Source organism: Microvirga sesbaniae, from assembly GCF_025460805.1.
Classification (GTDB): Bacteria; Pseudomonadota; Alphaproteobacteria; order Rhizobiales; family Beijerinckiaceae; genus Microvirga; species Microvirga sesbaniae.
The window spans coordinates 175,058-197,275 of the sequence record NZ_JAMXFJ010000007.1; the positions used below are offsets into that span (position 1 = coordinate 175,058).

Genomic DNA, 22,218 nt, shown 5'->3' on the forward strand with positions numbered 1-22,218 from the left:
CTCGATGCGGTGAGGCTCGGCGCTTGTCTCCATCGGGATGGCCGGCACAAGGCCGGCCATGACGTGGGTGGGTGTGATCACCGGCCCGCACCACCCTCTCACGTCATCACCGGGCTCGTCCCGGTGATCCCGATTGTCCGATGCTCCACTCTTGGCCGGCGCACCGTTCGACGCGAAAAACCGGGTCCACTTTTTCGCACGGTGCGCGAGAGCATCGGACCCAAAAGTGGAATCCACTTTTGGGATCGGATCCGATGCTCAACCCTTCAAGTGGCGCACCGTTCGACGCGAAAAACCGGGTCCACTTTTTCGCACGGTGCGCTAGAGAGTCGCCGCGATGCCGGTGACGAGAGGCGAAATGCGCAAGGCCGCCCCGATCGTCTGCATCAGGGCGCCGTCCGCGTCGCGTTCGATCCGCACGAGATGGGGGACGCCTTCTTTCGTGAGGGCGCCGATCAGACGGCCGCCCGGACCGAGGAGAGACGTGACGGCCTGCGGGATCTCGGGCCGTGCGCCGTTGAGCAGGATGCGGTCGAAGCGATCCCGGACGCGCGCCGCCAATCCGTCGCCCACCTCCAGCCGGACCTTGCCCGCTTCCACGATCTTGAGATGCTGCGCGGCGCTCTCCGCCAGGGTGTTGAACCGCTCGACGCTCGTAACCTCGGCTCCGAGCCTCGCCAGCAGCGCCGTCACGTAGCCGCTTCCGGTCCCGATCTCCAGCACGCGCTGCCCCGGCTGGACGCCGAGCGCGAGCAGCATGGCCGCCACCGTCGCCGGCCCCGTCATGGTCTGACCGCAGGGCAGCGGCAGGGCGACGTCGGTCCGGGCGAGATCGGTGAAGCGGCGCGGGGCGAACACCTCGCGGGGCACGAGTTCCATGGCGCGCAGCAGCGCCGTGTCTCGGATGCCTTTGGCGCGCAAGGACAGGATGAACGACGCAGCACCGATCGCCTCCTGCTCGTCGCGGGCCTCCGCATCAGGCAGGAACGGCATGTCCTGGTTCATCGCGCCGGCACCCTCATCGGCCGAAAGCCTGCGCGTAGCGCGTCAGCGTCGGCTCGTCGGTCATGTCGATCCGCAGCGGCGTCACGGCGATGCGCCGATGAGCGATGGCCCACAGATCGGTACCGTTGCCGGGCGTGAACGGCCGGCGCTCGAACGCGATCCAGAAATAAGGGTTGCCGCGTCCGTCCCGGCGCTCGTCGAGGCGCAGGAGCTCCTGCGTGCGCTGCCCCTGGTTGACGAGCGACGTTCCCTCCACCTCGTCGGGCTCGCAATCCGGGAAATTGACGTTGACCAGGATACCCTTGTCGATGCCGGCCTCGAGGATGCGGCGCACGACCTTGGGGCCGTGGTGCTCGGCGCAGTGCCAGCGCGGCGCATTGCGCGTGCCGGGTCCGTAGGCCTGGGACAGGGCGATGGACGGAAGCCCTAAGATCGTACCTTCGATGGCCCCCGCCACGGTGCCGGAATAGGTCACGTCCTCCGCCACGTTCTGGCCCCGGTTGACCCCGGAAAGAACGAGATCGGGCCTCGCGTCCTGCATGAGGTGGCGCACGCCCATGATCACGCAGTCCGTCGGTGTGCCCTTCACGGCGAAGTGCCGCTCCGAGATTTCGCGCAGGCGCAGGGGATCGTTGAGGGACAGGGAGTGGGCGACGCCGCTCTGATCGGTCTCGGGGGCGACGACCCACACGTCGTCCGACAGGTTGCGGGCGATCGCCTCCAGGGTCTTCAGGCCGGGAGCATGAATGCCGTCGTCGTTGGTGCAGAGAATGCGCATGTCAGGCCTGACGCTCGATTCGTTTCATCCCGCCCATGTAGGGCTGCAGCGCCGACGGGATCGCCACGCTGCCGTCCTCGTTCTGATAGTTCTCCAGAACGGCCACGAGCGTGCGGCCGACCGCGAGACCGGAGCCGTTGAGCGTGTGCACGAAACGCGGCTGCTTCTCGCCGGCGGCGCGGTAGCGCGCGTTCATGCGGCGGGCCTGGAAATCCGAGCAGACCGAGCAGCTCGAAATCTCGCGGTACATGCCCTGCCCCGGCAGCCACACCTCGATGTCGTAGGTCTTGGTCGAGGAGAAGCCCATGTCGCCGGTGCACAGCGTCATGGTGCGGAACGGGAGCTCCAGCTTCTTCAGCACGTTCTCGGCGCTCGTGAGCATGCGCTCGTGCTCGTCGGCGGACGTCTCCGGCGTGGTGATCGAGACGAGCTCGCACTTCACGAACTGGTGCTGGCGGATCATGCCGCGGGTGTCACGCCCGGCGGAGCCGGCCTCGGCGCGGAAGCTCGGCGTCAGCGCCGTGAAGCGCAGCGGAAGCTGCTCTTCCGAAAGGATCTGCTCCCTGACGAGATTGGTGAGCGTGACCTCGGCGGTCGGGATCATGCCATAGCGCGTGTCCTTGATCATCCGGCCGATGGCCTCCGGCGGCCGACCCTCGAGCGCCGCCTGCACGACCTGTTCCAACGTGTTGCCGGGAAAGGCCCAGAACTGGTCGTCCTCGAATTTCGGCAGCTGCGCCGTGCCGAACATCGCGTCGTCGCGAACCAGCAGCGGCGGATTGACTTCCGTGTAGCCATGCTCGGTCGTGTGCAGGTCGATCATGAACTGTCCGAGCGCCCGCTCGAGCCGGGCCAGCGCGCCCTTCAGCACCACGAAGCGCGAGCCGGAGAGCTTCGCGGCCGTCTCGAAATCCATCAGGCCGAGGGCCTCGCCGAGCTCGAAGTGCTGCTTGGCGCTGTTGAGCGTCGGCGGCGTGCCGAAGCGGTGGCGCTCCACGTTGCCGTGCTCGTCGGCTCCGACCGGGACATCCTCTTTGGGAATGTTGGGGATCGCCGCCAGGGCCTCGAACAGGGCCTTTTCGGCGGCGCGCTCCGCCTCCTCCAGATCCGGCGTGGTTTCCTTGATCCTGGCGACCTCGGCCATCAGCTCCTGGGCCCGCGCCTCGTCCTTTTTCGCCTTGGCCTGGCCGATTTCCTTGGACAGGGCATTGCGGCGCTCGGTAGCGGTCTGGAGGGCGGAAACGGCGCTCTTGCGCCGGTCGTCGAGGGCGATCAGCTGCGCGGACTGGGGCTCCATGCCCCGGTTCCGGAGGCCCTGGTCGAAAGCCGCGGGGTTCTCGCGGATGGAACGGATGTCGTGCATGGGATCAGGACCTGCTTCGTCAGGCAGTCCCGCCCGTCAGAACAAGACCGCCCCTTCAACTCTTGCCGAGGATGGCGGCCGGTGCGAGGGACCTCGTCGAGGCCCCTACTCCTCTGCCGCGCGCGCGGCCTCGGCTTCCGCACGCTTCTTCTCGACCATGGTGACGGAGAAGATGGATGCCTCGTAAAGAAGCAAGGTGGGGACCGCAAGGGCGAACTGGCTGATCACGTCCGGCGGCGTGAGAACCGCCGCGATCACGAACACGATGACCACGGCATAGCGGCGCTTATCCTTGAGGAATTGCGAATCGATGATCCCGGCCCGGGCCAGAAGGGTCAGGACCACCGGAAGCTGGAAGCAGATGCCGAACGCGAAGATGAGCGTCATGATCAGCGACAGGTACTCGCTGACCTTGGGCAGGAACTCGATGCTGGGACTGGTATCCGTGGCCAGCTGCTGCATCCCCACGGAGAAGCGCATGAGGAGCGGCATGGCGATGAAATAGACGCAGGCCGCCCCGATGACGAAGAGGACCGGGGTCGCGATCAGATACGGCACGAAGGCCCGGCGCTCGTTCTTGTAGAGGCCTGGCGCCACGAACTTGTAGACCTGGATGGCGATGATCGGAAAAGCCAGGAAACCGGCACCGAAGGCCGCGACCTGGATCTGCGTGAACAGATATTCGAGCCCGTGGGTATAGACGAGATGCGCCCTCTCGGGCGAGCCGACCGCCAGGACGTAGGGCCAGACCAGCGCGTTGTAGATGTACTTGGCGGCGGCAAAGCAGACGAAGAACATCGCGACGAACGCGACAAGCGCCTTGATCAGGCGCGAGCGCAACTCGGTCAGATGCTCGATCAGAGGCGCGCGCGATGCCTCGACCTCATCCTCTTCAACGGCGGTGGTCATCCGGCTTTTGCGTCCGCTTTTCGGGGCTGTTCTGAAAGTTGTTCGGCGAGGGCCGCCTGCTGGGCCTCGTACTCCGCCTCGCGGCGCAGGGACTCGGCGATCTCGGCGGCAGGATCGACCGTCGGGGGCGTCGGCAGGTCGACGAGCGGATCCGCAGGACGCGAATCCTCGGGATCCGGCGCCCGACCCTCCACGACGGCCTGGACCGTTGCGTCGGAAGCCGCCGGAGCAGGCGGTGGCACGTCGGCCACCAGCACCGGCTGTTCGGGGGACACCGGCTGATCGGACGGCACGGGCGCGGCATCCGGCCCTGTCGCCGGCTCGGGGGCCTTCTCAGGCGCCTCGATCGACGTCTTCAGCTCGTCCCGGATCGTCTGGATCGGGTTGAAGTTCGTGCTGCCGATGGAAGTGACGGACTCGTTCACGCCCTGGAGCTGCTTCTTGACCTCGTCGAGCTCGGCCTCGCGCATGGCCTCGTTGAACTGGCCCTGGAACTCCGCCGCCATGCGGCGAAGCTTTCCGGTCACCTGCCCGACGGTCCTCAGGGCCTTGGGCAGATCCTTCGGGCCGATCACGATCAGCGCAACGGCGCCGATCACCATGATCTCACCCCAGCTCATGTCCAACATGACGTGGCCTCGAACCTGCCCTTTACGTACTCACGCGTACTGACACGCCGCGAATGGCGGCGGCGCACGAAGCTTAGCCGACCTTGTGGTCCGTCGTCGCGGCGCTCGTGGGAGCGCCGGCCTGATGGTCGATGGTCCGGACGGGCTCCGACGGCTGCACCGGCTTTGCCGGGGTATCGTCCTCGGACATGCCCTTCTTGAAGGCTTTGATGCCCTTCGCGACGTCTCCCATCATGTCGGAGATCTTCCCGCGTCCGAACAGCAGGACGACGATCAGACCCACGACGATCCAGTGCCAAATACTCGTGCCACCCATGGCAATTCCTCCTGCGCCCGAAAAGGCGCGGTCTTTCAATATGAACTCGTCGCCAACCTATGCGTCGGAGGCGGCGAAAACAAGGACATCCTTCGTATCGATCTCGATGCCCACATCCTGTCCCTCCGTCGCACCGGCGGGATCGTGAATGCGCGCCTGGAGCGGACGATCGAGCCCCGGCACGTCAATGTGCAGGAGATCGACTTCGCCGAGGAAGCGACGGGACACCACACGTCCCGGGAGGCAGAAGCCCGCCGGCTTGAGCCTCACCCCCTGGGGCCGCACGCAGACGATCGCGGGACCGTCCGCCAGATGCGGCGCCGGAAAGAGCCCGACGGGAGACGAAACCCGGCCGTTCCGCACTACACCCTCGAGTTCGTTGAAATCGCAGAAGAAGCGGGCCGCGAACAGATTGGCCGGACGCCGATAGATCTCCTCGGCGTCGCCTTGCTGGATGATCGTGCCGGCCCGCATGAGGACGATCCGGTCGGCGATCCGCATCGCCTCCTCCGGATCGTGCGTCACGACGATGGTCGTCGCCCCGGTTTCCCTCAGGATCGCGACGGTCTCGTCCCGGATGGCATCCCGCATGCGCCGGTCGAGATTCGAGAACGGCTCATCCATGAGCAGGACGCCGGGCCGCGGGGCGATCGAGCGCGCCAGCGCCACCCGCTGCTGCTCGCCGCCGGACAGGGTATGGGGGTACTCCCCGGCATAATGCTCGAGTCCGACGCGCGACAGGGCACGCCGGGCGGCGATCCCGGCCTCGGCGGCCGAGAGGTCCTTGAGACCGAACATGATGTTCTGCAGGATCGTCATGTGCGGGAACAGGGCGTAATCCTGGAACATCAGCCCGATGCCCCTTCGCTCCGGCTCCACGAAAGCCCGCGGGCCGGTGACCTCGAGCCCGTCCATGAGCACGCGGCCGGAGGTCGGCGCCTCGACCCCCGCGGCGATCCGCAGCAGGGTAGTCTTCCCGCAGCCGGAATGACCCAGCAGGCAGATGATCTCCCCCGGCTCGATGGTGAGCGAGACCCCGTCGAGGGCGCGCTGCGTATCGTAGGCCTGGACGATGGTCTCGAAGGTAAGCTGGGCCGGGATCGACGCACCCGCCGTGCCCCGCTGCCCCCATCGGGGCAGGCGGAATCGGTCGCGGGCCGACGCAGCGGGCCTTTCGGTCATTCCTGATCCGCCTCGGTCTGGTGCATGTCCAGGGGTTGGAGGGGATCGTCCTCGAGCGGATCCTCGTCCTCGCGCAGGGCCTCCGCGTCGGAAGGCGTCGGCACCGAGAGGTCGGAGGGAACGCGTCCTTCGATGAAGCCCGCACCCTTGAGCTCCTCGAGACCCGGCAGATCCTCGATGGCGTCGAGCCCGAAATGCTCCAGGAAGCCGGGCGTCGTGCCATAGGTCACGGGGCGGCCGGGCGCCTTCCTGCGCCCCCTCAGCCGGATCCAACCCGTCTCCAACAAGGTATCGACCGTCCCTTTGGACGTGGCGACGCCGCGGATCTCCTCGATCTCCGCGCGGGTCACCGGCTGGTGATAGGCGATGATCGCGAGGGTTTCCATGGCGGCGCGCGAGAGCCGGCGCTGATCGACCACGTCGCGGGCGAGCACGAAGGACAGGTCGCTCGCGGTCCGGAAGGTCCATTTGCCGGCCACCCGGACGAGGTTGACGCCCCGCAGCGCGTAGAACTCGGTCAGGTCCTGGAGGATCCTCTCCACGTCGGCGCCCTCCGGCAGCCGGCCTCTCAGTTCCTCTGCGCTCAGGGGCGCGGGAGCGGCGAACAGAAGCGCCTCGGCGATCCGCATGGCCTCGCCGTGATCGGGGACGTGGCTGACCTCGGGAGCCTCGGTCTCGGGGGTGGGGCCGGTATCGTCCTGCATGTCGGGCAGCATCCTAAATTCCTGCCGGGGCCGCATCCGCCACCGGCTTGACCCAGACCGGAGCGAAGGCCTCATCCTGCCGGACCGTGAGCTTGCCCTCGCGCACCATCTCCAGGGTGGCGGACAGGGCCGAGGCCAGGACGGTCGGACGCATGGCAGGCTCGACCATGAATTCCACGAGATAGGTATCGAGGGTCACCCAGTCGCTCAGGTGACCCACCAGGCGCTCCAGGGCCTCGCGCGCATCGACCAGGGACCAGACGGTCCGCCTGTGCAGGGACACCCTGGCGTTGAGCTGGATCTGCCGCTGCCGGGCATAGGCCTTGAGAAGATCGTAGAGGCTCGCCTCGTAGCGGGAATTCCGGTTGACGATCACGGGCTCCGGCGCCCCGCGGGCGAAGACGTCGCGGCCGAGCCAGGCACGTTCCCCCATCTTCTTGGCGGCCTCGCGGATCGCCTCCAGACGGCGCAGGCGCAGGGCGAGCGCCGTGGCGAGATCCTCGGCGCTGGGCTCCTCGCCCTTCGGCGGTTCGGGCAGCAGGAGGCGTGACTTGAGGTAGGCGAGCCACGCGGCCATCACCAGATAGTCCGCCGCCAGCTCGAGGCGCATGCGGCGCGCCTCCTCGATGAAGGCGATGTACTGCTCGGCCAGCGCCAGGATCGAGATGCGGTGAAGATCCACCTTCTGGCGCCGGGCCAGTTCCAGCAGCAGGTCGAGCGGTCCTTCGAACCCGTCCACGTCGACCAGCAGGGTGGGCTCGCTCTCGGCCCGCTCCGTGCGTTCGACATCCTCGAAGGGTAAAGGGTTTGCCATGGACCTTGCTCAACTCATGAGGTTCGAAGCTTCATAAGCTTTAGGCGATCATCGCAAGCGCGGAATCGAGCCTGGACCTGGCATCCACAGGATCCAGCGGCTCCGGATCATGGGTGATGCGAGCTAACGCAGCGTTAGCCCGACGGAGGGAATCTCCTTCGAGCGCGGGGGCGGCCTCGGCCACCCCGCTCATCTCGTCCATGCTGCCGTTGCAATGGAGGGCCATGTCGCAGCCCGCGGCAAAGGCCGCCTCCGTCCGGTCCCGGAACGAGCCCGAGAGAGCGCGCATGGACAGGTCATCGGTCATCACCAGCCCGTCATAGCCGATATGGCCCCGGATGATCTCCTCCATGACGATGCGGGATGTCGTGGCCGGGTGGTCCGGATCGAGCGCCGTGTACACCACGTGCGCGGTCATCGCGAGCGGCATGTCGGTGAGCATCCGGAAGGGAGCGAAATCGTGCCTCTCCAGCTCCTCGCGGGAGGCTTCGACCACCGGCAGGGCAAGGTGGCTGTCGGCGCCGGCCCGGCCGTGGCCGGGCATGTGCTTGACCACCGGCAGGACCCCTCCGGCCATGAGCCCCTCGGCGGCCGCGCGGCCCAGAATGGCGACCTGATCGGGCGTCCTGCCGTAGGCCCGGTCGCCGATGACGTCGTGCGCACCAGGCGACGGCACGTCCAGAACCGGCAGGCAATCCACCGTAACCCCCACGGACCGGAGGTCGTGGGCGATCAGGCGCGCCCCGAGCCGGGCGATCTCACGCTGGACCAGCGGGTCGTTGGCATGAAGGCGCCCGTAGGTGCTGCCGGACGGGTATTTCGGCCAGTGCGGCGGCCCCATGCGCTGGACCCGGCCGCCCTCCTGGTCGATCAGGATCGGAGCATCCGCGCGTCCGACCGCGTCCCTCAGGGAAGCGCAAAGCGCCCTCACCTGCTCCGGGCTCTCCACATTGCGGCGGAAGAGAATGAAGCCCCAAGGCTCCGCCTCCTTGAAGAACGCGATCTCGTCGGGGGTGAGGTCATGGCCGGAGCATCCAGCAATAAAGGCGCGGGTTGTCATACCCGCGCCTTACGGCCCCTGCTCGGCAGGGTCAACATTTCTCAGCGGCCACGCTCGATCAGTTCTTCGCCACGAAGCATTGTCCACCCTGGCCCTGGAGCTTGGAGCAGAGGGAGGAGGCGTCCTCCTTCGACAGGGGCCCGACGCGGACCCGGTAGATCGTGCTTCCGTTCACCTCGGCCTTGCGGATGAGAGCGGGCTTGCCCTCCAGGTCGGAATACTTGCGCTGGTAGGACGCGAAGGCCGTCTGCGCGGCGGCTTCCGAGTTCGCCAAGCCGAGTTGGACGGAGAAGCCGCCCGTCGGCGTCGTCTCCGCCGCGGCCGGAGCAATGGGCTGAACCGAGGCGACCTGCTGGGGTGCCGGCGTGGCCGCAGGGGTGGCAGCCGCAGCGACCGGACGCGGCGTCGGCGTCGAGGCTGCGGGCGCCGCGGGCGTGCTGGCTGCCGGCCTGGGCTGGGCCGAAGCGACCTGAACGGGAGCCGATGGCGCACGGGCTGTCGGAGTCGCCTGGGCCTGCGGCGGCAGGGTCATGGCGGCGGACGAGGTGGGTTGCGCTGACGGCTCGGACCCCGCCACCGTCCCGTCGGGACGAATCGTGACGGTCCGGACCTTCTTCGGCTCACCGAGGTTCAGGCTGGCCGTCTGATGAGGCTTGACCACGCCGCCCGGGACGGTGCCCCCGGTCGCATCCGCGACCGCGCTTCCGTTCATGCGCACGGCCTGCTGCACGTCGACCGGCTGCTCCTCGCGGTTGACGACCTTGGTCGCCCCGCTTTGATTGGCACGCTCGTAGATCTGCTTGTTCTGGTTCGGAATCTCGACGCCGCCGGGATTCTGCGGCTGCACCTTCGTCGGCTCGCTGCTCGCCTTCACCAGGGGAGGTTCGCCACCTGTGATCGAGGGCGAGCCGGACGCCAGATAGGCGCCGCCGCCACCGAGCACCAGGGCGCCGACCACGGCCGCCATCGCGACCACGCCCTTGCGGGAGCGCCCTTTTTGGACCGGCGCGTAATCCGGAGCGCGGTCATAGTCCTGGTCGGCATACTGCCCGGCCTGATCGGCGTAGTAGTCCTGGGCATAGGCCTCGTTGCCGTATCCGTCCTGATCCTGGTGGGCGGGCCGATGGGCGTAGCCGGGCTCGGTGCTTTGGGAATACGAGCCCTGCTCGAAGGAAGGGCCTGCGAGCACTGTCTGAGGAGCCCGCGACGTCACCGGCCGCCCGGCTTGCGGCATGATGTCGCGGACTGCGAAAAGATCGTCGGCGGAAGAACTCTGCGGCCGCTGGCGGGCGGACCCGTCATTGGCCAAAATGGCTTGAAAAGGGTCGTCCTGCCCTACGATTCGGGCCAATTCCGCGAGCGGATCGGTCCGCCCGGCGGGAACCGGCTGGGAATGCGGGGTGCCCGCCTGGGCGAGTTGCCGTTCGATCTCGGTGAGGTCGACGGCAAAACGGGGCTTCAGTGATTCGCTCATGCGCCGGATCTCCAGTTACGCGACAGGAGCACCTGCTGCTCCGCCGGCACGACGTAACGGAACCCGACGCGTATGCTTCGTAAGCGATTGATTCGCCTCAAGAAACACTATCGCATTTCATCGGGTGCCGTGACGCCCAGGATTGCGAGACCAGATGCGAGCACACCCTTCAGGGCATGCACGAGAGCGAGCCTCGCCTGTGTTGAATCTTTATCAGTTAGATTAACAAAGCGTAATTGCGGCAAGTCTTTGCCCTTATTCCATAAACTATGGAAGGCGCTCGCCAGGTCGTAGAGGTAGAACGCGACCCGGTGGGGCTCATGGGCTTCGGCCGCAGCCTCGATCGTCCGCGGGAACTGGGCGATGCGGTGGATGATATCCATCTCCGCCTCGTCCCTCAGGACCGACAGATCGGCCTGCTCGAGGTAGGCCGCCGAGAAATCGGCTCCCGGAAAGGCTTCGGCCGCCTGCCGGAACACGGAGGCGCAGCGGGCATGGGCGTACTGGACGTAGAAGACGGGGTTGTCCTTCGACTGCTCGACCACCTTGGCGAGGTCGAAGTCCAGCGTGGCGTCGTTCTTGCGGAAGATCATCATGAAGCGCGTGGCGTCCCGGCCGACTTCGTCGACGACCTCGCGCAGGGTCACGAAGTCGCCGGAGCGCTTGGACATCTTCACCGGCTCGCCCCCGCGCAGCAGCTTCACGAGCTGGCAGAGCTTCACGTCGAGCGCGGCCCGGCCGTCTGACACGGCCTTCACGGCCGCCTGCATGCGCTTGACGTATCCCCCGTGGTCGGCGCCCCACACGTCGATCATCGAGGCGAAGCCGCGCTCGAACTTCGAGCGGTGATAGGCGATGTCGGAGGCGAAATAGGTATAGGAACCATCGGACTTGAGAAGCGGGCGGTCGACCTCGTCGCCGAAGGCGGTGGCGCGGAAGAGAAGTTGCTCCCGGTCCTCCCAATCCTCGTCCTTCTGGCCCTTGGGCGGTGGCAGACGGCCCATGTAGACGAGATCGCGGCCGCGAAGCTCCGTGATGAGCTCCTGGACCTGGTCGGAAGGCTTCCGCTGGAGGGACCGCTCCGAGAAGAACACGTCGTGATGGATGTTGAGCGCGGCCAAGTCGTCCCGGATCATGTCCATCATGGCGTCGATGGCGGTCCGGCGCACGAGCGGCAGCCACTCGGATTCCGGTTGGTCGAGCAGCGCTGTGCCGTGCTCCTTGGCCAGCCGCTCGCCCACCGGCTTCAGGTAGTCGCCCGGATACAGCCCCTCCGGGATGACGCCGATCGGGTGGCCCAGGGCCTCCTTGTAGCGGAGATAGGCCGAGCGGGCGAGAACATCGACCTGCGCGCCCGCGTCGTTGATGTAGTACTCGCGGGTGACCCTGTAGCCGGCGAAGTCCAGGAGACCCGCCAGGGCATCGCCGAAGACCGCGCCCCGGCAATGGCCCACATGCATCGGGCCGGTGGGATTGGCCGAGACGTACTCGACGTTGACCGGCGAGCCTGCCCCCTGCCCGCTCCGGCCGAAGCCGGCCGTGTCCACGAGTGCGGCCCGCAGAACCTCGTGCAGGACGGCCGGCGCGAGCCGGATGTTGATGAAGCCCGGCCCGGCGATCGCCACCTGGGTGACCCGTGGGTCGTCCTGGAGATCGGCGACGAGAAGCTCGGCCAGAGCACGCGGGTTCATGCGTGCTTCCTTGGCCAGCACCATGGCGGCGTTGGTGGCGAGATCGCCATGGGAGGGATCGCGCGGCGGCTCGACCACGACGCGGCTGACGTCCAGCCCCGATGGAATCTTCGCCTCGCCGGCCAACCGGCCGAGCGCATCCGCAACCCGCTTCTCAAACAGTCCGAAAATGTTCATGGTACTTCATCTCAATGGGCGACAGGCCCTGATCGCTGCCGACCAAACGCTTCATTAGCGCATCGTGCGGAAAAGTGGACCCGGTTTTCACTAGCGTGGCCCTTCGGGTCGCTTGCGCGGCCCGCCGGGTCCGCGCCGAACGATGCGCCGCTTCAGGAAGTGAGCATCGGATCCGATCCCAAAAGTGGATCCACTTTTCACGTCCGATGCTCGAGCCCTCGACCCGGAGCGGCCGGGAGGCCGTTGCGAAGGATGCAGCCGCGCCTAACGCAAGTCCGGCGTTACGTCAAACAGGCGCCGGTGTTCGAGGATGGCATAGCGGTCCGTCATGCCGGCAATGTAGTCCGCCACGCGGCGGGACAGGCGGGCTTCGTCGTCCCGCGGCAGATCCGCCTGCCACTCCTCGGGCATCAGATCCGGATCGGCCTTGAAGCGCCTGAACAGGTCCCGCAGCACGTCGTCGGCCTGGGCGCGGACCCGCATGACGTCCGGGTGGCGGTACATGCGGGCGTAAAGGAACCGCTTGATCGAGGCGTCGGCCTCCTTCATGGCGTTCGAGAAGCACACCATGGTGTCGCCGGCGCGGCGGATATCCTGGGCATTCCGCGGAGCCAGGGCGGCGATCCGGCGGTCGCCCTCGGCCACCACGTCCTCGACGAAGCGGGTGATGACCCGGCGGGTCAGCTCGTGGATGCGCCGGGAGGGATCGAGGCCCGGGTAGCGCGCGTCGATCTCCGTCAGGAGTCCGTTGAGGAACGGCACCTCGCGCAGCTCCTCGATCCGGAACAGGCCGGCCCGCAACCCGTCGTCGATGTCGTGGGCGTCGTAGGCGATGTCGTCGGCGATCGCGGCCGCCTGAGCCTCGCCCCCGGCATGGGTGGCCAGTTCCAGATCCTGCTGCGCATTGTACTCCAGGATCGCCAGCGGGACCCCGCGGGCGGCATAGCGCAGGGTCGGGCGCCCCTCGGCGTCCAGGAGAGGGCCGTTGTGCTTGACCAGCCCCTCGAGGGTCTCCCATGTCAGGTTGAGCCCGTCATATTCCGCGTATCGACGCTCCAGACGGGTCACCACGCGCAGGGCCTGGGCATTGTGGTCGAAGCCGCCGAAGCCGGCCATGCATTCGTCGAGCGTGTCCTCGCCCGTATGGCCGAACGGGGTGTGGCCCAGGTCATGGGAGAGCGCCAGGGCCTCGGCGAGATCCTCGTCGAGCCCCAGGGAGCGGGCGAGCGCCCGGGCGATCTGGCTCACTTCGATGGTATGGGTCAGGCGGGTCCGGAAATGGTCGCCCTCGTGATAGACGAAGACCTGGGTCTTGTGCTTGAGCCGGCGGAAGGCCGAGGAGTGGATGATCCGGTCCCGGTCGCGCTGGAAGTCGCTGCGCGTGGGCGAAACCGCCTCGGGGTAGAGCCGTCCGCGGCTGCCCCAGGGATCACAGGCGTAAGAGGCTCGCCATCTCTCTCCAAAGGGCCGCACGGTCATCCCCGGGTTGAAGCCTTGTCAGGGCGCACTTACCTTGGTCATAACACCTTGTCCAAAGAATATGTCCCGCCCAGGACTGGAAGTGCCCATGACCGGTATCATTCTGACCGACCGCGCCGCCCGCCGCATCAACGAGATCATGGCTGCGGAGCCGGCAGGCTCCCATCTGAGAATCAGCGTCAACGGCGGCGGCTGTTCGGGATTTCAGTACGCCTTCGACGTGGACCGGACCCGGCAGGACGACGATCTCGTGATCGAGAAGGACGGCGCGACCGTTGTGGTTGACGAGGTCTCGATCCAGTACATGGACGGCTCGGTGATCGACTTCGTCGACGACCTGATCGGCCAGTCCTTCAAGATCGAAAACCCCCACGCGACCGCATCATGCGGCTGCGGCACCTCGTTCTCGTTGTAAAATCGTTACGTAACGTCCTATTGTCCCGGCGAATTCATTCCAGATTGGCCGGCGGTGGATTCGCCGGTTTGGGGGACAGGATGAGACTTTCTTATCGCGCAGGGACCTGCGCACTCGCCTTGATGGCCGGCTCGGCGGCTTTGCAGTTCGAGCCGGCCCTGCTTCGTGACCTTGTCGTGGATACGGCTGGCCCCCGCATCGCCGTGGGCGCCGTCAAGGTTCCTCTGTGGAGCGCGGCCTTCGCGCAATCCGCCGACAGCCTCATTCTGGACAATGTGAGCTTCACCTTCGGGTCCGCGACCTACGAGGCCAAGCGCATCGAGTTTTCCGGGATTTCCTCCTCGCGGGCCGATCTCGAGGCGCTGTTCTCCTCGACCTCGACCGAGCCGATGGAAAGCCGCCTGAAGCGCATCAGCGTGAAGCAGATCCTGATTCCGGAAGCGCGGGTGAAGCAGACCTTCGGCCAGGACGTCCAGACAACGACCTACCGGAACACCACGCTGACCGATGTGGTCCAGGGCCGGATCGGCTCCGCTCTCATCGAGGCGACGGGCGCCGAGACGAAGCGCGCCAAGGGAAGCCTCGTGGTCAGCAACGGCCGCGCGACCATGAGCGATCTCGATCTGCCGGCACTCGCGGGACTGTACGAGGCGAAAGCCGAGAGCACGTCGGCTCCCTTCGCGAAGATCTACGGCGCCTTCGCAATCGAGAATATCGACGTGACCGATGGCGAGGCGAATGTGAGCTTCAGGGTCGCGCGTATGAGCGGCCGGGACTTCATGGGGCGGCAGACACGGGATTCCTGGAACGGGACCTTCGGCCTCTTCACCGAGATGGCCGAACGGCAGGAGCTTTCGCCCGCGGATCAGGCCCGCTTCTTCCCGGCTCTCGCGGACCTGCTCGACGCTTTCCAGATCGGCTCCATCGAGGCCTCCGGGGTCGAGGTGAACACGAAGACCAAGGGCGAGCCGGGCCAAGGCCGCATCGCTCGGATCGCCTATACGGGCAGCACGGAATCACAGCCTGCCGACATGCGATGGGAAGGCTTCGAGTTCTCCGGCAAGGACAACCACGTCAAGCTCGACGGCCTGAGCCTGACGGGCTTCTCGTTCCGCCAGACCCTCGAGGGCCTGCGATCGCTACAGGGCAAGTCCCTGGACGATCTCGATCCCGCCACGATGCGCAGTCTCGTCCCCACCCTCGGCACCCTGCGCCTGCAGGGCGTCTCCATCGACGGGAGCACCGACGACGACGGCAGGAAGGTCAAGGTTCAGGCCGGTCTGAAGGGGTTCGAGCTGACCGCCGACAAGCCCATGAACGCGATCCCGACCAACTTCAGGTTCGGCCTGCAGAACCTGACGATGGCGCTGCCGTCGAACAGCCAGGATGAGGGCGTGAAGGAACTCGTGGCGCTCGGCTACAAGACCATCGACGTCTCCTTCCTCGCGGCCGCCACCTGGAACGAGGCTGCGAGCGAGATCGCGCTCAGCGAGGTCTCGTTCCAGGGTCAGGACATGGGCAATCTCGGCCTGACGGGCCGCATCGGGAATGTCGGCCGGGATCTCTTCAACCCCGACACGGCGCTCGCCACGGTGGCGCTCGTCGGCGCCAGGGCGAAAGCCCTCGACCTCTCGGTCGAGAACAAGGGCCTGTTCGAGCGCTACATGGCCAAGATCGCCAAGGAGCAGAAGACGACGCCCGAATCCCTGCGCCGCACCTATGCGGCGGCGGCGGCCTTCGTGGTGCCCGCGATGATCGGCAGTTCCGAACAGGCCCAGACCCTGAGCCAGGCGATCGCCCGCTTCATTGCCAAGCCCGGCAAACTTTCGGTCAGTGCGACGCCCAAGGACCCATCGGGCCTCGGCGTCGCGGAAGCCATGGTGGTGCAGGACCCCAAGGCCATTCTCGAAAAGCTCAACGTCAGCGCGAAGGCGGAGTGACGGCAGCCCTTCCGCGTCAGCATCGCGACGAGCCCGGGCCGCTTCGCCCCATTTCCTCGCGGCCCCTATCGCCTCCCACCTCGCGATCCCGTCCGAAGTGATCCCCGCCGAAGTGATCTCCTCCGAAGTGATCCCCTCCGAAGTCTGGCCGGCCTCGTGCCGGCCACCCCGATCCGGTGAGGCGCCGCGCTCTTCCGATCGGGATCACCGGGACGAGCCCCGCTGATGACGTGGAGGGTGGGATGGGCCGGTGCGAACATCCTCCCACGTCATGGCCGGCCTTGTGCCGGCCATCCCGGCCCGTCAGGCTCTGCGCCTGAGAGGACCGGGGTCACCGCCACGGGGCCGGTGATGACCGGGGTGGGATGCCCTCGGGCCCGTCCGGACGAGGGCTCATCCGGACGTTCACGGCATCAGATCAGCGACGGCTGATCCTCTTCGGCGGCCTGCGCCTCAACGACCGCGATGGCCGTGATGTTGACGATGCCGCGGGCGGTCACGGACGGAGTCAGGATGTGAGCGGGCTTGGCCGGGCCGATGAGGATCGGGCCGACCGGGAGCGAGTCGGCCAGGACCTTGGTGAACTGGAACGCGATGTTGGCCGCGTCCAGGTTCGGCATGATGAGCACGTTCGCCTCGCCTTTCAGGCGCGAGTTGGGATTCACGCGCTCACGGATCATCTGGGACAGGGCCGAGTCGGCCTGCATCTCGCCGTCGACCTCGAGGTCGGGTGCGCGCTCGGTGATGCACGCCAGGGCTTCCCGCATCTTGAGCGCCGAGCGGCTGTCGGCTGCGCCGAAATCCGAGTGCGACAGGAGCGCGATCTTGGGCTCTATGCCGAAGCGGCGCACATGGCTCGCGCAGGCGATCGTCATGTCGGCGATCTGCTCCGCGGTCGGATCGATCTGCACGTGGGTGTCGGCCAGGAAATAGGCACCCTTCGACGTGATGACGAGCGACAGGGCCGCCATCTCGTGGACCCCGGGAGCGAGCCCGATGATGTCCTTGATGTGCTTGACGCGGGACTGGAACCGGCCTTCGAGCCCGCAGATCAGCGCGTCCGCGTCCCCGCGTCTCACGGCGAGGGCCCCGATGACGGTGTTGTTGGTGCGCACCAGGGTCCGGGCCGCGTCGGGCGTGATGCCCTTGCGGCCGGCCGCTTCCACGTAGGTGGCCACGTAATCGCGGTAGCGCGGATCATCCTCCGGATTGACCAGCTCGAAGTGACGTCCGATCTCCATGGAGAGGCCGAAGCGCTTCATGCGGGCTTCGACGACGTTGGGGCGCCCGATCAGGATCGGCTTGGCGATCCCCTCCTCGACGATGACCTGCACGGCGCGCAGAACGCGCTCGTCCTCGCCCTCGGCATAGATGACACGCTTCGGACCGGCCTTCGCCTGCGAGAACAGCGGCTTCATGATGAAGCCGGAACGGAACACGAAGCGGCCGAGGGATTCCGCATAGGCGTCGAGATCCGCGAGCGGACGGGTCGCGACCCCGGACTCCATCGCGGCCTTCGCGACGGCCGGCGCGATGCGCAGGATGAGGCGCGGATCGAACGGGCTCGGGATCAGGGACTTGCGCCCGAAAGGATGCGCCTCGCCGCCATAGGCGCGGGCCACCACCTCGGACGGGGCTTCGCGGGCGAGGCCTGCAATGGCCTTCACGGCCGCGGCCTTCATCTCCTCGTTGATGGTCGTCGCGCCCACGTCGAGCGCGCCGCGGAAGATGTAGGGGAAGCACAGGACGTTGTTGACCTGGTTCGGATAGTCCGAGCGCCCGGTGCAGATCATCGCGTCGGGCCGCGCGGCCTCGGCCTCCTCCGGCATGATCTCCGGATAGGGGTTGGCGAGCGCCATGATCAGCGGGCGCGGGGCCATCTGGGCAAGCAGTTCGGGCTTGAGGACGCCGCCGGCCGAAAGGCCCAGGAACACGTCCGCGTTGGGGATCACGTCGGCGAGCGTGCGCGCATCCGTGACTTGAGCGTAAGCGGACTTCCAGCGGTCCATGAGTTCGTTGCGACCCTCATGGACGACGCCCTTGATGTCGGTGACCCAGATGTTCTCGCGCTTGGCGCCGAGCGAGACCAGGAGGTTGAGGCAGGCGAGCGCCGCCGCGCCGGCGCCGGACGTGACGATCTTCACGTCCTCGATGCGCTTGCCGGCGAGTTCCAGGGCGTTCGTCACCGCCGCGCCCACGATGATCGCGGTGCCGTGCTGGTCGTCGTGAAAGACCGGGATGCCCATGCGGGCCTTGAGCCGCTCCTCGAGCTCGAAGCATTCCGGCGCCTTGATGTCCTCGAGGTTGATGCCCCCGAAGGTCGGCTCGAGGGCTGCGATCACCTCGACGAGCTTGTCCACGTTCTTCTCGGCGAGCTCGATGTCGAACACGTCGATGCCGGAGAACTTCTTGAACAGGACCGCCTTGCCTTCCATGACGGGCTTCGACGCGAGCGGGCCGATGTCGCCGAGGCCCAGGACGGCCGTGCCGTTCGAGATCACCGCGACCAGGTTCTGGCGCGAGGTGAGATTGGCAGCCTCGGCCGGATCGGCGGCGATCGCCTCGCAGGGGGCGGCCACGCCGGGAGAATAGGCCAACGCCAGGTCGCGCTGGTTGCCGAGGGGCTTGGTCGGCTGAATCTCGAGCTTTCCGGGACGCGGATGCTGATGGTAGAACATCGCTCCCGATTTCAGATCCTGCGAGATGTTGTCTCCCATCCCCGACGCTCCTTGCACTGCCCGAACGAACCTGGAGGCCCTTGTGCGCGCCCTTCACCCTGCCGTCAATGTTCTTGTCTCAGCCTGCGTGGTCGCACGATGAAGCTCCGGCACCGCCTGAAGAACTGGCGCAACCCGCACAATCAGACCCGCGTCCACCTGGCCCGCATGGCGGAACGCCATGGCTACGAGATTGGCGAATTCACCTACGGTAAGCCCAAGGTGCGGTTTCCGGAATCGGGCCGCAAGCTGACCATCGGGCGCTACGGCTCCATCGCCGACAAGGTGGAGATCCTGCTCGGTGGCAACCACCGCACGGATTGGGGGACGACCTATCCCTTCTCGGCCTTCCGGGACCTCTGGCCGGCCGCGCTGAGGAGCGAGGATTATCACACCTCACGCGGCGACGTGACCATCGGGCACGACGTATGGCTCGGCTCCGGCGCCATCATCATGTCAGGGGTGACCGTGGGGCATGGCGCCGTGGTGGCGGCCCATGCCGTCGTGACCAGGGACGTGCCGCCCTACGCGATCGTCGGCGGCAATCCGGCCAAGGTGATCCGTTACCGCTTCGACGAGGAGGCCATCGCGGCGCTTCTCGACGCGCGCTGGTGGGACCTGCCCCGGGACAAGATCGCGACCCTCATCCCGCTCCTGCAGAGCGACCGCATCCGCGAGCTGATCGCGGCCGTGAAGGTGCTGCGGACGCAATGCGCGTAGGCTCCTCATCACCGGGCTCGTCCCGGTGATCCCGATTGTTCGAGGCGCCGCGTCTGACCGGATCGGGATGGCCAGCACAGGGCCAGCCGTAACGCGAGGAGCGACCGGATCGCGGATCAGAACGCCTTTCTGCCCCGCATCGCCGCCCAGGCGCCTGCGGCGGAGCCGGCATAGCGCTCGATCAGCTTGCGCCGGAAGGTCAGGCTGGCGGCGACGGCTTTCAGCCCGTTGACCGCCGCCATGCCGGGTGCCGGGTTCGGCAGGCCGTATTTCCGGCTCACATAGGCCCGCGACCAGGCCTGGTGCCAGCGGGAGGTGAAGATGCGGCCCGGCTTGTCGCCGCTCGACCGGCCGCGTCCATGCCGCACGACGGCCTGCGGGACGTAGATCAGCGCCGAGCCGGAATCCGCCACCCGGCGGCAGAGGTCGTCGTCCTCGTAGAACAGAAAGATGTTCTCGTCGAAGCCGCCGAGCTTGAGGAAGACGTCGCGGCGGATGAGGAAGCAGGCGCCCGAGAAGAACGGCGCACAGGCCTCGCCTTCGGGCAGGACGAGCCGGCCGCCGGGATTGGTCAGCGAGGTCGCGAGCAGCGAGCGCGGCTGGTAGAACACCCGCCCGCTGGGCTCCACGATCCGCGGGGCGAAGAACGCCGCGTCCGGATAGCGCCGGGCCGCGTCGACGAGGGCCGCGACCGCGCCCCGGTCGACGACGCAGTCCGGATTGACGATGAGCGCGAATTCCGTCCCGACCGCCCGCACGCCGATGTTGTTGGCGCGGCCGTAGCCCAGGTTGCGGGCGTTGCGGACGACGCGCGCGCCCTGCCCTTCGGCGATGGTCACCGTGTCGTCCGTCGAGGCGTTGTCGACCACGAGCGCCGGGACGCCGTCCGCCGCCAGCGCACCGAGACACTCCGGCAGCGCATGGGCGCTGTCGAAGGTCACGACGACGGCGGTGACGTCACGAGCGCTCATTTCTCCTGCAGGTTCAGCCGGATGTGCAGCTCCCGCAGCTGCTTCGGCGTCGCCTCGGAGGGCGCCCCGAGCAGGAGGTCTTCCGCCTTCTGGTTCATCGGGAACAGCGTGATCTCTCGCAGGTTGTGCGCGCCGCAGAGCAGCATCACGATGCGGTCGACTCCGGCCGCCATGCCGCCGTGGGGCGGGGCGCCGTACTGGAACGCCCGGTACATGCCGCCGAACCGCTCCATGACCTCCTTCTCGCCGTAGCCGGCGATTTCGAAGGCCTTCACCATCCGGTCGGGACGGTGGTTGCGGATCGACCCCGAGGCCATCTCGTAGCCGTTGCAGACCATATCGTACTGGAAGGCCGTGATCTTGAGGATCGTGTCCTTGTCCGCCGGGTCGAGGGCCATGAAGGCGTCATGATCGACATTGGCCATGGAGAACGGGTTGTGCGAGAAGTCGATCTTCTTCTCGTCCTCGTTCCACTCGTATTGCGGGAAATCGACGATCCAGCAGAACTCGAACCGGTCCTTGTCGATGAGGCCGAGCTCGTCGCCGATGCGGGTGCGCGCCTTGCCGGCGAGCGAAGCCGCCTTGTCCTCGGCCCCGGCCGAGAAGAACACCGCGTCGCCCGCCCCGATGCCGGCCTTCTCGCGAATGACCGCCTGAGCGGCCTCCGGGATGAACTTGGCGATGGGGCCCTTGGCCTGGATCTGGCCGGCCTCCTCCTCGAACACGATATAGCCGAGGCCGGGCGCGCCTTCCGTGCGGGCCCAATCGTTGAGCTTGTCGAAGAAGGAGCGCGGCTGCGCGGCTGCGCCCGGCGCCGGGATGGCGCGCACGACGCCGCCGGATTTGATCACGTTCTTGAACGCGTTGAAGGTCACGTCCTCGCGGGTGAACACCTCCGACACGTCCGCGATGATCAGCGGGTTGCGCAGGTCGGGCTTGTCGTTGCCGTATTTCAGCATGGATTCGAAATACGGGATGCGCGGGAAGACGTCGGTGACCGGCTTGCCCTCCGCGAATTCCTTGAAGGTGTCGCGGATCACCGGCTCCATGGTCTGGAAGATGTCTTCTTGCGTGACGAAGCTCATCTCCACGTCGAGCTGGTAGAACTCGCCCGGCAGGCGGTCGGCGCGCGGGTCCTCGTCGCGGAAGCAGGGCGCGATCTGGAAGTACCGGTCGAAGCCGGAGATCATGATCAGCTGCTTGAACTGCTGCGGCGCCTGCGGCAGGGCGTAGAACTTGCCGGGATGGATGCGCGACGGCACCAGGAAGTCACGCGCGCCCTCCGGCGAGGAGGCCGTCAGGATCGGCGTGGTGAACTCGAAGAAGCCGCTCTGCTGCATGCGCGAGCGCAGGCTGTTGATGATCGCGCCGCGCTTCATGATGTTGGCGTGCAGCTTCTCGCGACGCAGATCCAGATACCGGTAGGTGAGACGGGTCTCCTCCGGATAATCCTGATCGCCGAAAACCGGCATCGGCAGCTCGGCCGCAGGCCCCAGCACCTCCATGTCGGTGATGTATACCTCGACTGTGCCCGTGGGCAGCTCCGCGTTCTCGGTGCCGGCCGGCCGCTTGCGCACCTTGCCGTCGACCCGGATCACCCACTCCGACCGCGCGGCTTCCGCCTGCTTGAACGCCGGAGAATCCGGATCGATCACGCATTGCGTCATGCCGTAATGGTCGCGCAGGTCGATGAAAAGCACGCCGCCATGGTCACGGATGCGGTGACACCAGCCGGAGAGCCGGGCGACCTGGCCGACATCGGATTCGCGGAGCGCGCCACAGGTGTGGGAACGGTAACGGTGCATGGAGGCGGACATGGAAAAGCCTGCTGGTTCGGTTTGAAGCGCAACATCCATGGGAGCCCGGGGAAGTCA

General features: G+C 66.9%; 19 protein-coding genes. 3 read left to right on the forward strand and 16 right to left on the reverse strand.

Annotation, left to right across the window (positions count from 1 at the left end):
- Positions 1-321: 321 nt before the first annotated feature.
- The 13 genes from OCW50_RS12885 to OCW50_RS12945 form a co-directional block, all read right to left on the reverse strand.
- Positions 322-1,005 (reverse strand): protein-L-isoaspartate O-methyltransferase family protein, encoded by a 684-nt coding sequence (locus tag OCW50_RS12885; RefSeq protein WP_262297798.1) that lies wholly within the window; start codon positions 1,003-1,005, stop codon positions 322-324.
- A gap of 13 nt (positions 1,006-1,018) precedes the next feature.
- Complete coding sequence (gene surE / locus OCW50_RS12890) at positions 1,019-1,783, reverse strand: 5'/3'-nucleotidase SurE (RefSeq protein ID WP_262267618.1); 765 nt, start codon at positions 1,781-1,783, stop codon at positions 1,019-1,021.
- A 1-nt stretch (position 1,784) separates the two neighbouring features.
- Positions 1,785-3,146: a serine--tRNA ligase gene (serS, locus tag OCW50_RS12895; protein WP_262297799.1), complete on the reverse strand. Its 1,362-nt coding sequence runs from the start codon at positions 3,144-3,146 to the stop codon at positions 1,785-1,787.
- Between the two features lie 105 nt (positions 3,147-3,251).
- Positions 3,252-4,055, reverse strand: coding sequence for a twin-arginine translocase subunit TatC (gene tatC, locus OCW50_RS12900; RefSeq protein WP_262267616.1), 804 nt, complete (start codon positions 4,053-4,055; stop codon positions 3,252-3,254).
- Entirely contained in the window at positions 4,052-4,684 is a 633-nt protein-coding gene (tatB, locus tag OCW50_RS12905; protein WP_262267615.1) for a Sec-independent protein translocase protein TatB, read from the reverse strand. Before tatB ends, tatC begins: the two co-directional genes overlap by 4 nt.
- A gap of 73 nt (positions 4,685-4,757) precedes the next feature.
- On the reverse strand, positions 4,758-5,000 hold the full coding sequence (locus OCW50_RS12910) for a twin-arginine translocase TatA/TatE family subunit (RefSeq protein WP_262267614.1): 243 nt from the start codon (positions 4,998-5,000) through the stop codon (positions 4,758-4,760).
- 57 nt (positions 5,001-5,057) lie between these two features.
- Complete coding sequence (locus tag OCW50_RS12915; RefSeq protein WP_262267613.1) at positions 5,058-6,182, reverse strand: ABC transporter ATP-binding protein; 1,125 nt, start codon at positions 6,180-6,182, stop codon at positions 5,058-5,060.
- The gene (gene scpB, locus OCW50_RS12920) at positions 6,179-6,898 is read right to left on the reverse strand and encodes an SMC-Scp complex subunit ScpB (RefSeq protein ID WP_262267612.1); all 720 of its coding nucleotides are present in this window, start codon (positions 6,896-6,898) and stop codon (positions 6,179-6,181) included. The genes OCW50_RS12915 and scpB overlap by 4 nt, the downstream gene beginning before the upstream one ends.
- Before the next feature lies 1 nt (position 6,899).
- On the reverse strand, positions 6,900-7,700 hold the full coding sequence (locus tag OCW50_RS12925) for a segregation and condensation protein A (protein WP_262267611.1): 801 nt from the start codon (positions 7,698-7,700) through the stop codon (positions 6,900-6,902).
- Positions 7,701-7,740: 40 nt separating this feature from the next.
- Positions 7,741-8,760, reverse strand: a complete 1,020-nt coding sequence (nagZ, locus tag OCW50_RS12930) for a beta-N-acetylhexosaminidase (protein WP_262267610.1) — start codon at positions 8,758-8,760, stop codon at positions 7,741-7,743.
- A gap of 58 nt (positions 8,761-8,818) precedes the next feature.
- Positions 8,819-10,234, reverse strand: a complete 1,416-nt coding sequence (locus OCW50_RS12935) for an SPOR domain-containing protein (RefSeq protein WP_262297800.1) — start codon at positions 10,232-10,234, stop codon at positions 8,819-8,821.
- Between the two features lie 107 nt (positions 10,235-10,341).
- A complete protein-coding gene (gene argS, locus OCW50_RS12940; protein WP_262297801.1) occupies positions 10,342-12,102 on the reverse strand; it encodes an arginine--tRNA ligase in 1,761 nt (586 codons plus the stop codon).
- Positions 12,103-12,366: 264 nt separating this feature from the next.
- On the reverse strand, positions 12,367-13,581 hold the full coding sequence (locus OCW50_RS12945; RefSeq protein WP_262297802.1) for a deoxyguanosinetriphosphate triphosphohydrolase: 1,215 nt from the start codon (positions 13,579-13,581) through the stop codon (positions 12,367-12,369).
- A gap of 88 nt (positions 13,582-13,669) precedes the next feature.
- On the opposite strand from OCW50_RS12945, the gene erpA reads away from it, so the two are divergent.
- Together erpA and OCW50_RS12955 are read left to right on the forward strand one after the other, a co-directional pair.
- Positions 13,670-13,996: an iron-sulfur cluster insertion protein ErpA gene (erpA, locus tag OCW50_RS12950; protein WP_262267606.1), complete on the forward strand. Its 327-nt coding sequence runs from the start codon at positions 13,670-13,672 to the stop codon at positions 13,994-13,996.
- A gap of 80 nt (positions 13,997-14,076) precedes the next feature.
- On the forward strand, positions 14,077-15,936 hold the full coding sequence (locus tag OCW50_RS12955) for an aq_1923 C-terminal domain (protein WP_262297803.1): 1,860 nt from the start codon (positions 14,077-14,079) through the stop codon (positions 15,934-15,936).
- A 413-nt stretch (positions 15,937-16,349) separates the two neighbouring features.
- On the opposite strand, the gene OCW50_RS12960 is transcribed toward OCW50_RS12955, so the two are convergent.
- Entirely contained in the window at positions 16,350-18,653 is a 2,304-nt protein-coding gene (locus OCW50_RS12960) for an NADP-dependent malic enzyme (protein ID WP_262297804.1), read from the reverse strand.
- A gap of 99 nt (positions 18,654-18,752) precedes the next feature.
- Here OCW50_RS12960 and OCW50_RS12965 point away from each other — a divergent pair, with 99 nt between their 5' ends.
- Positions 18,753-19,373, forward strand: coding sequence for a CatB-related O-acetyltransferase (locus OCW50_RS12965; protein ID WP_262297805.1), 621 nt, complete (start codon positions 18,753-18,755; stop codon positions 19,371-19,373).
- A gap of 116 nt (positions 19,374-19,489) precedes the next feature.
- On the opposite strand, the gene OCW50_RS12970 is transcribed toward OCW50_RS12965, so the two are convergent.
- Both OCW50_RS12970 and aspS read right to left on the reverse strand, forming a co-directional pair.
- A complete protein-coding gene (locus OCW50_RS12970; protein ID WP_262297806.1) occupies positions 19,490-20,344 on the reverse strand; it encodes a glycosyltransferase family 2 protein in 855 nt (284 codons plus the stop codon).
- Positions 20,341-22,149 (reverse strand): aspartate--tRNA ligase, encoded by a 1,809-nt coding sequence (gene aspS / locus OCW50_RS12975; protein ID WP_262297843.1) that lies wholly within the window; start codon positions 22,147-22,149, stop codon positions 20,341-20,343. The genes OCW50_RS12970 and aspS overlap by 4 nt, the downstream gene beginning before the upstream one ends.
- Positions 22,150-22,218: the final 69 nt, after the last annotated feature.

Excerpts from the sequence above, each read along its gene's own strand:
- OCW50_RS12885 (WP_262297798.1), bottom strand. The coding sequence starts at position 1,005 with ATGAACCAGGACATGCCGTTCCTGCCTGATGCGGAGGCCCGCGACGAG.
- surE (WP_262267618.1), bottom strand. The coding sequence starts at position 1,783 with ATGCGCATTCTCTGCACCAACGACGACGGCATTCATGCTCCCGGCCTG.
- serS (WP_262297799.1), bottom strand. The coding sequence starts at position 3,146 with ATGCACGACATCCGTTCCATCCGCGAGAACCCCGCGGCTTTCGACCAG.
- tatC (WP_262267616.1), bottom strand. The coding sequence starts at position 4,055 with ATGACCACCGCCGTTGAAGAGGATGAGGTCGAGGCATCGCGCGCGCCT.
- tatB (WP_262267615.1), bottom strand. The coding sequence starts at position 4,684 with ATGTTGGACATGAGCTGGGGTGAGATCATGGTGATCGGCGCCGTTGCG.
- OCW50_RS12910 (WP_262267614.1), bottom strand. The coding sequence starts at position 5,000 with ATGGGTGGCACGAGTATTTGGCACTGGATCGTCGTGGGTCTGATCGTC.
- OCW50_RS12915 (WP_262267613.1), bottom strand. The coding sequence starts at position 6,182 with ATGACCGAAAGGCCCGCTGCGTCGGCCCGCGACCGATTCCGCCTGCCC.
- scpB (WP_262267612.1), bottom strand. The coding sequence starts at position 6,898 with ATGCTGCCCGACATGCAGGACGATACCGGCCCCACCCCCGAGACCGAG.
- OCW50_RS12925 (WP_262267611.1), bottom strand. The coding sequence starts at position 7,700 with ATGGCAAACCCTTTACCCTTCGAGGATGTCGAACGCACGGAGCGGGCC.
- nagZ (WP_262267610.1), bottom strand. The coding sequence starts at position 8,760 with ATGACAACCCGCGCCTTTATTGCTGGATGCTCCGGCCATGACCTCACC.
- OCW50_RS12935 (WP_262297800.1), bottom strand. The coding sequence starts at position 10,234 with ATGAGCGAATCACTGAAGCCCCGTTTTGCCGTCGACCTCACCGAGATC.
- argS (WP_262297801.1), bottom strand. The coding sequence starts at position 12,102 with ATGAACATTTTCGGACTGTTTGAGAAGCGGGTTGCGGATGCGCTCGGC.
- OCW50_RS12945 (WP_262297802.1), bottom strand. The coding sequence starts at position 13,581 with ATGACCGTGCGGCCCTTTGGAGAGAGATGGCGAGCCTCTTACGCCTGT.
- erpA (WP_262267606.1), top strand. The coding sequence starts at position 13,670 with ATGACCGGTATCATTCTGACCGACCGCGCCGCCCGCCGCATCAACGAG.
- OCW50_RS12955 (WP_262297803.1), top strand. The coding sequence starts at position 14,077 with ATGAGACTTTCTTATCGCGCAGGGACCTGCGCACTCGCCTTGATGGCC.
- OCW50_RS12960 (WP_262297804.1), bottom strand. The coding sequence starts at position 18,653 with ATGGGAGACAACATCTCGCAGGATCTGAAATCGGGAGCGATGTTCTAC.
- OCW50_RS12965 (WP_262297805.1), top strand. The coding sequence starts at position 18,753 with ATGAAGCTCCGGCACCGCCTGAAGAACTGGCGCAACCCGCACAATCAG.
- OCW50_RS12970 (WP_262297806.1), bottom strand. The coding sequence starts at position 20,344 with ATGAGCGCTCGTGACGTCACCGCCGTCGTCGTGACCTTCGACAGCGCC.
- aspS (WP_262297843.1), bottom strand. The coding sequence starts at position 22,149 with ATGCACCGTTACCGTTCCCACACCTGTGGCGCGCTCCGCGAATCCGAT.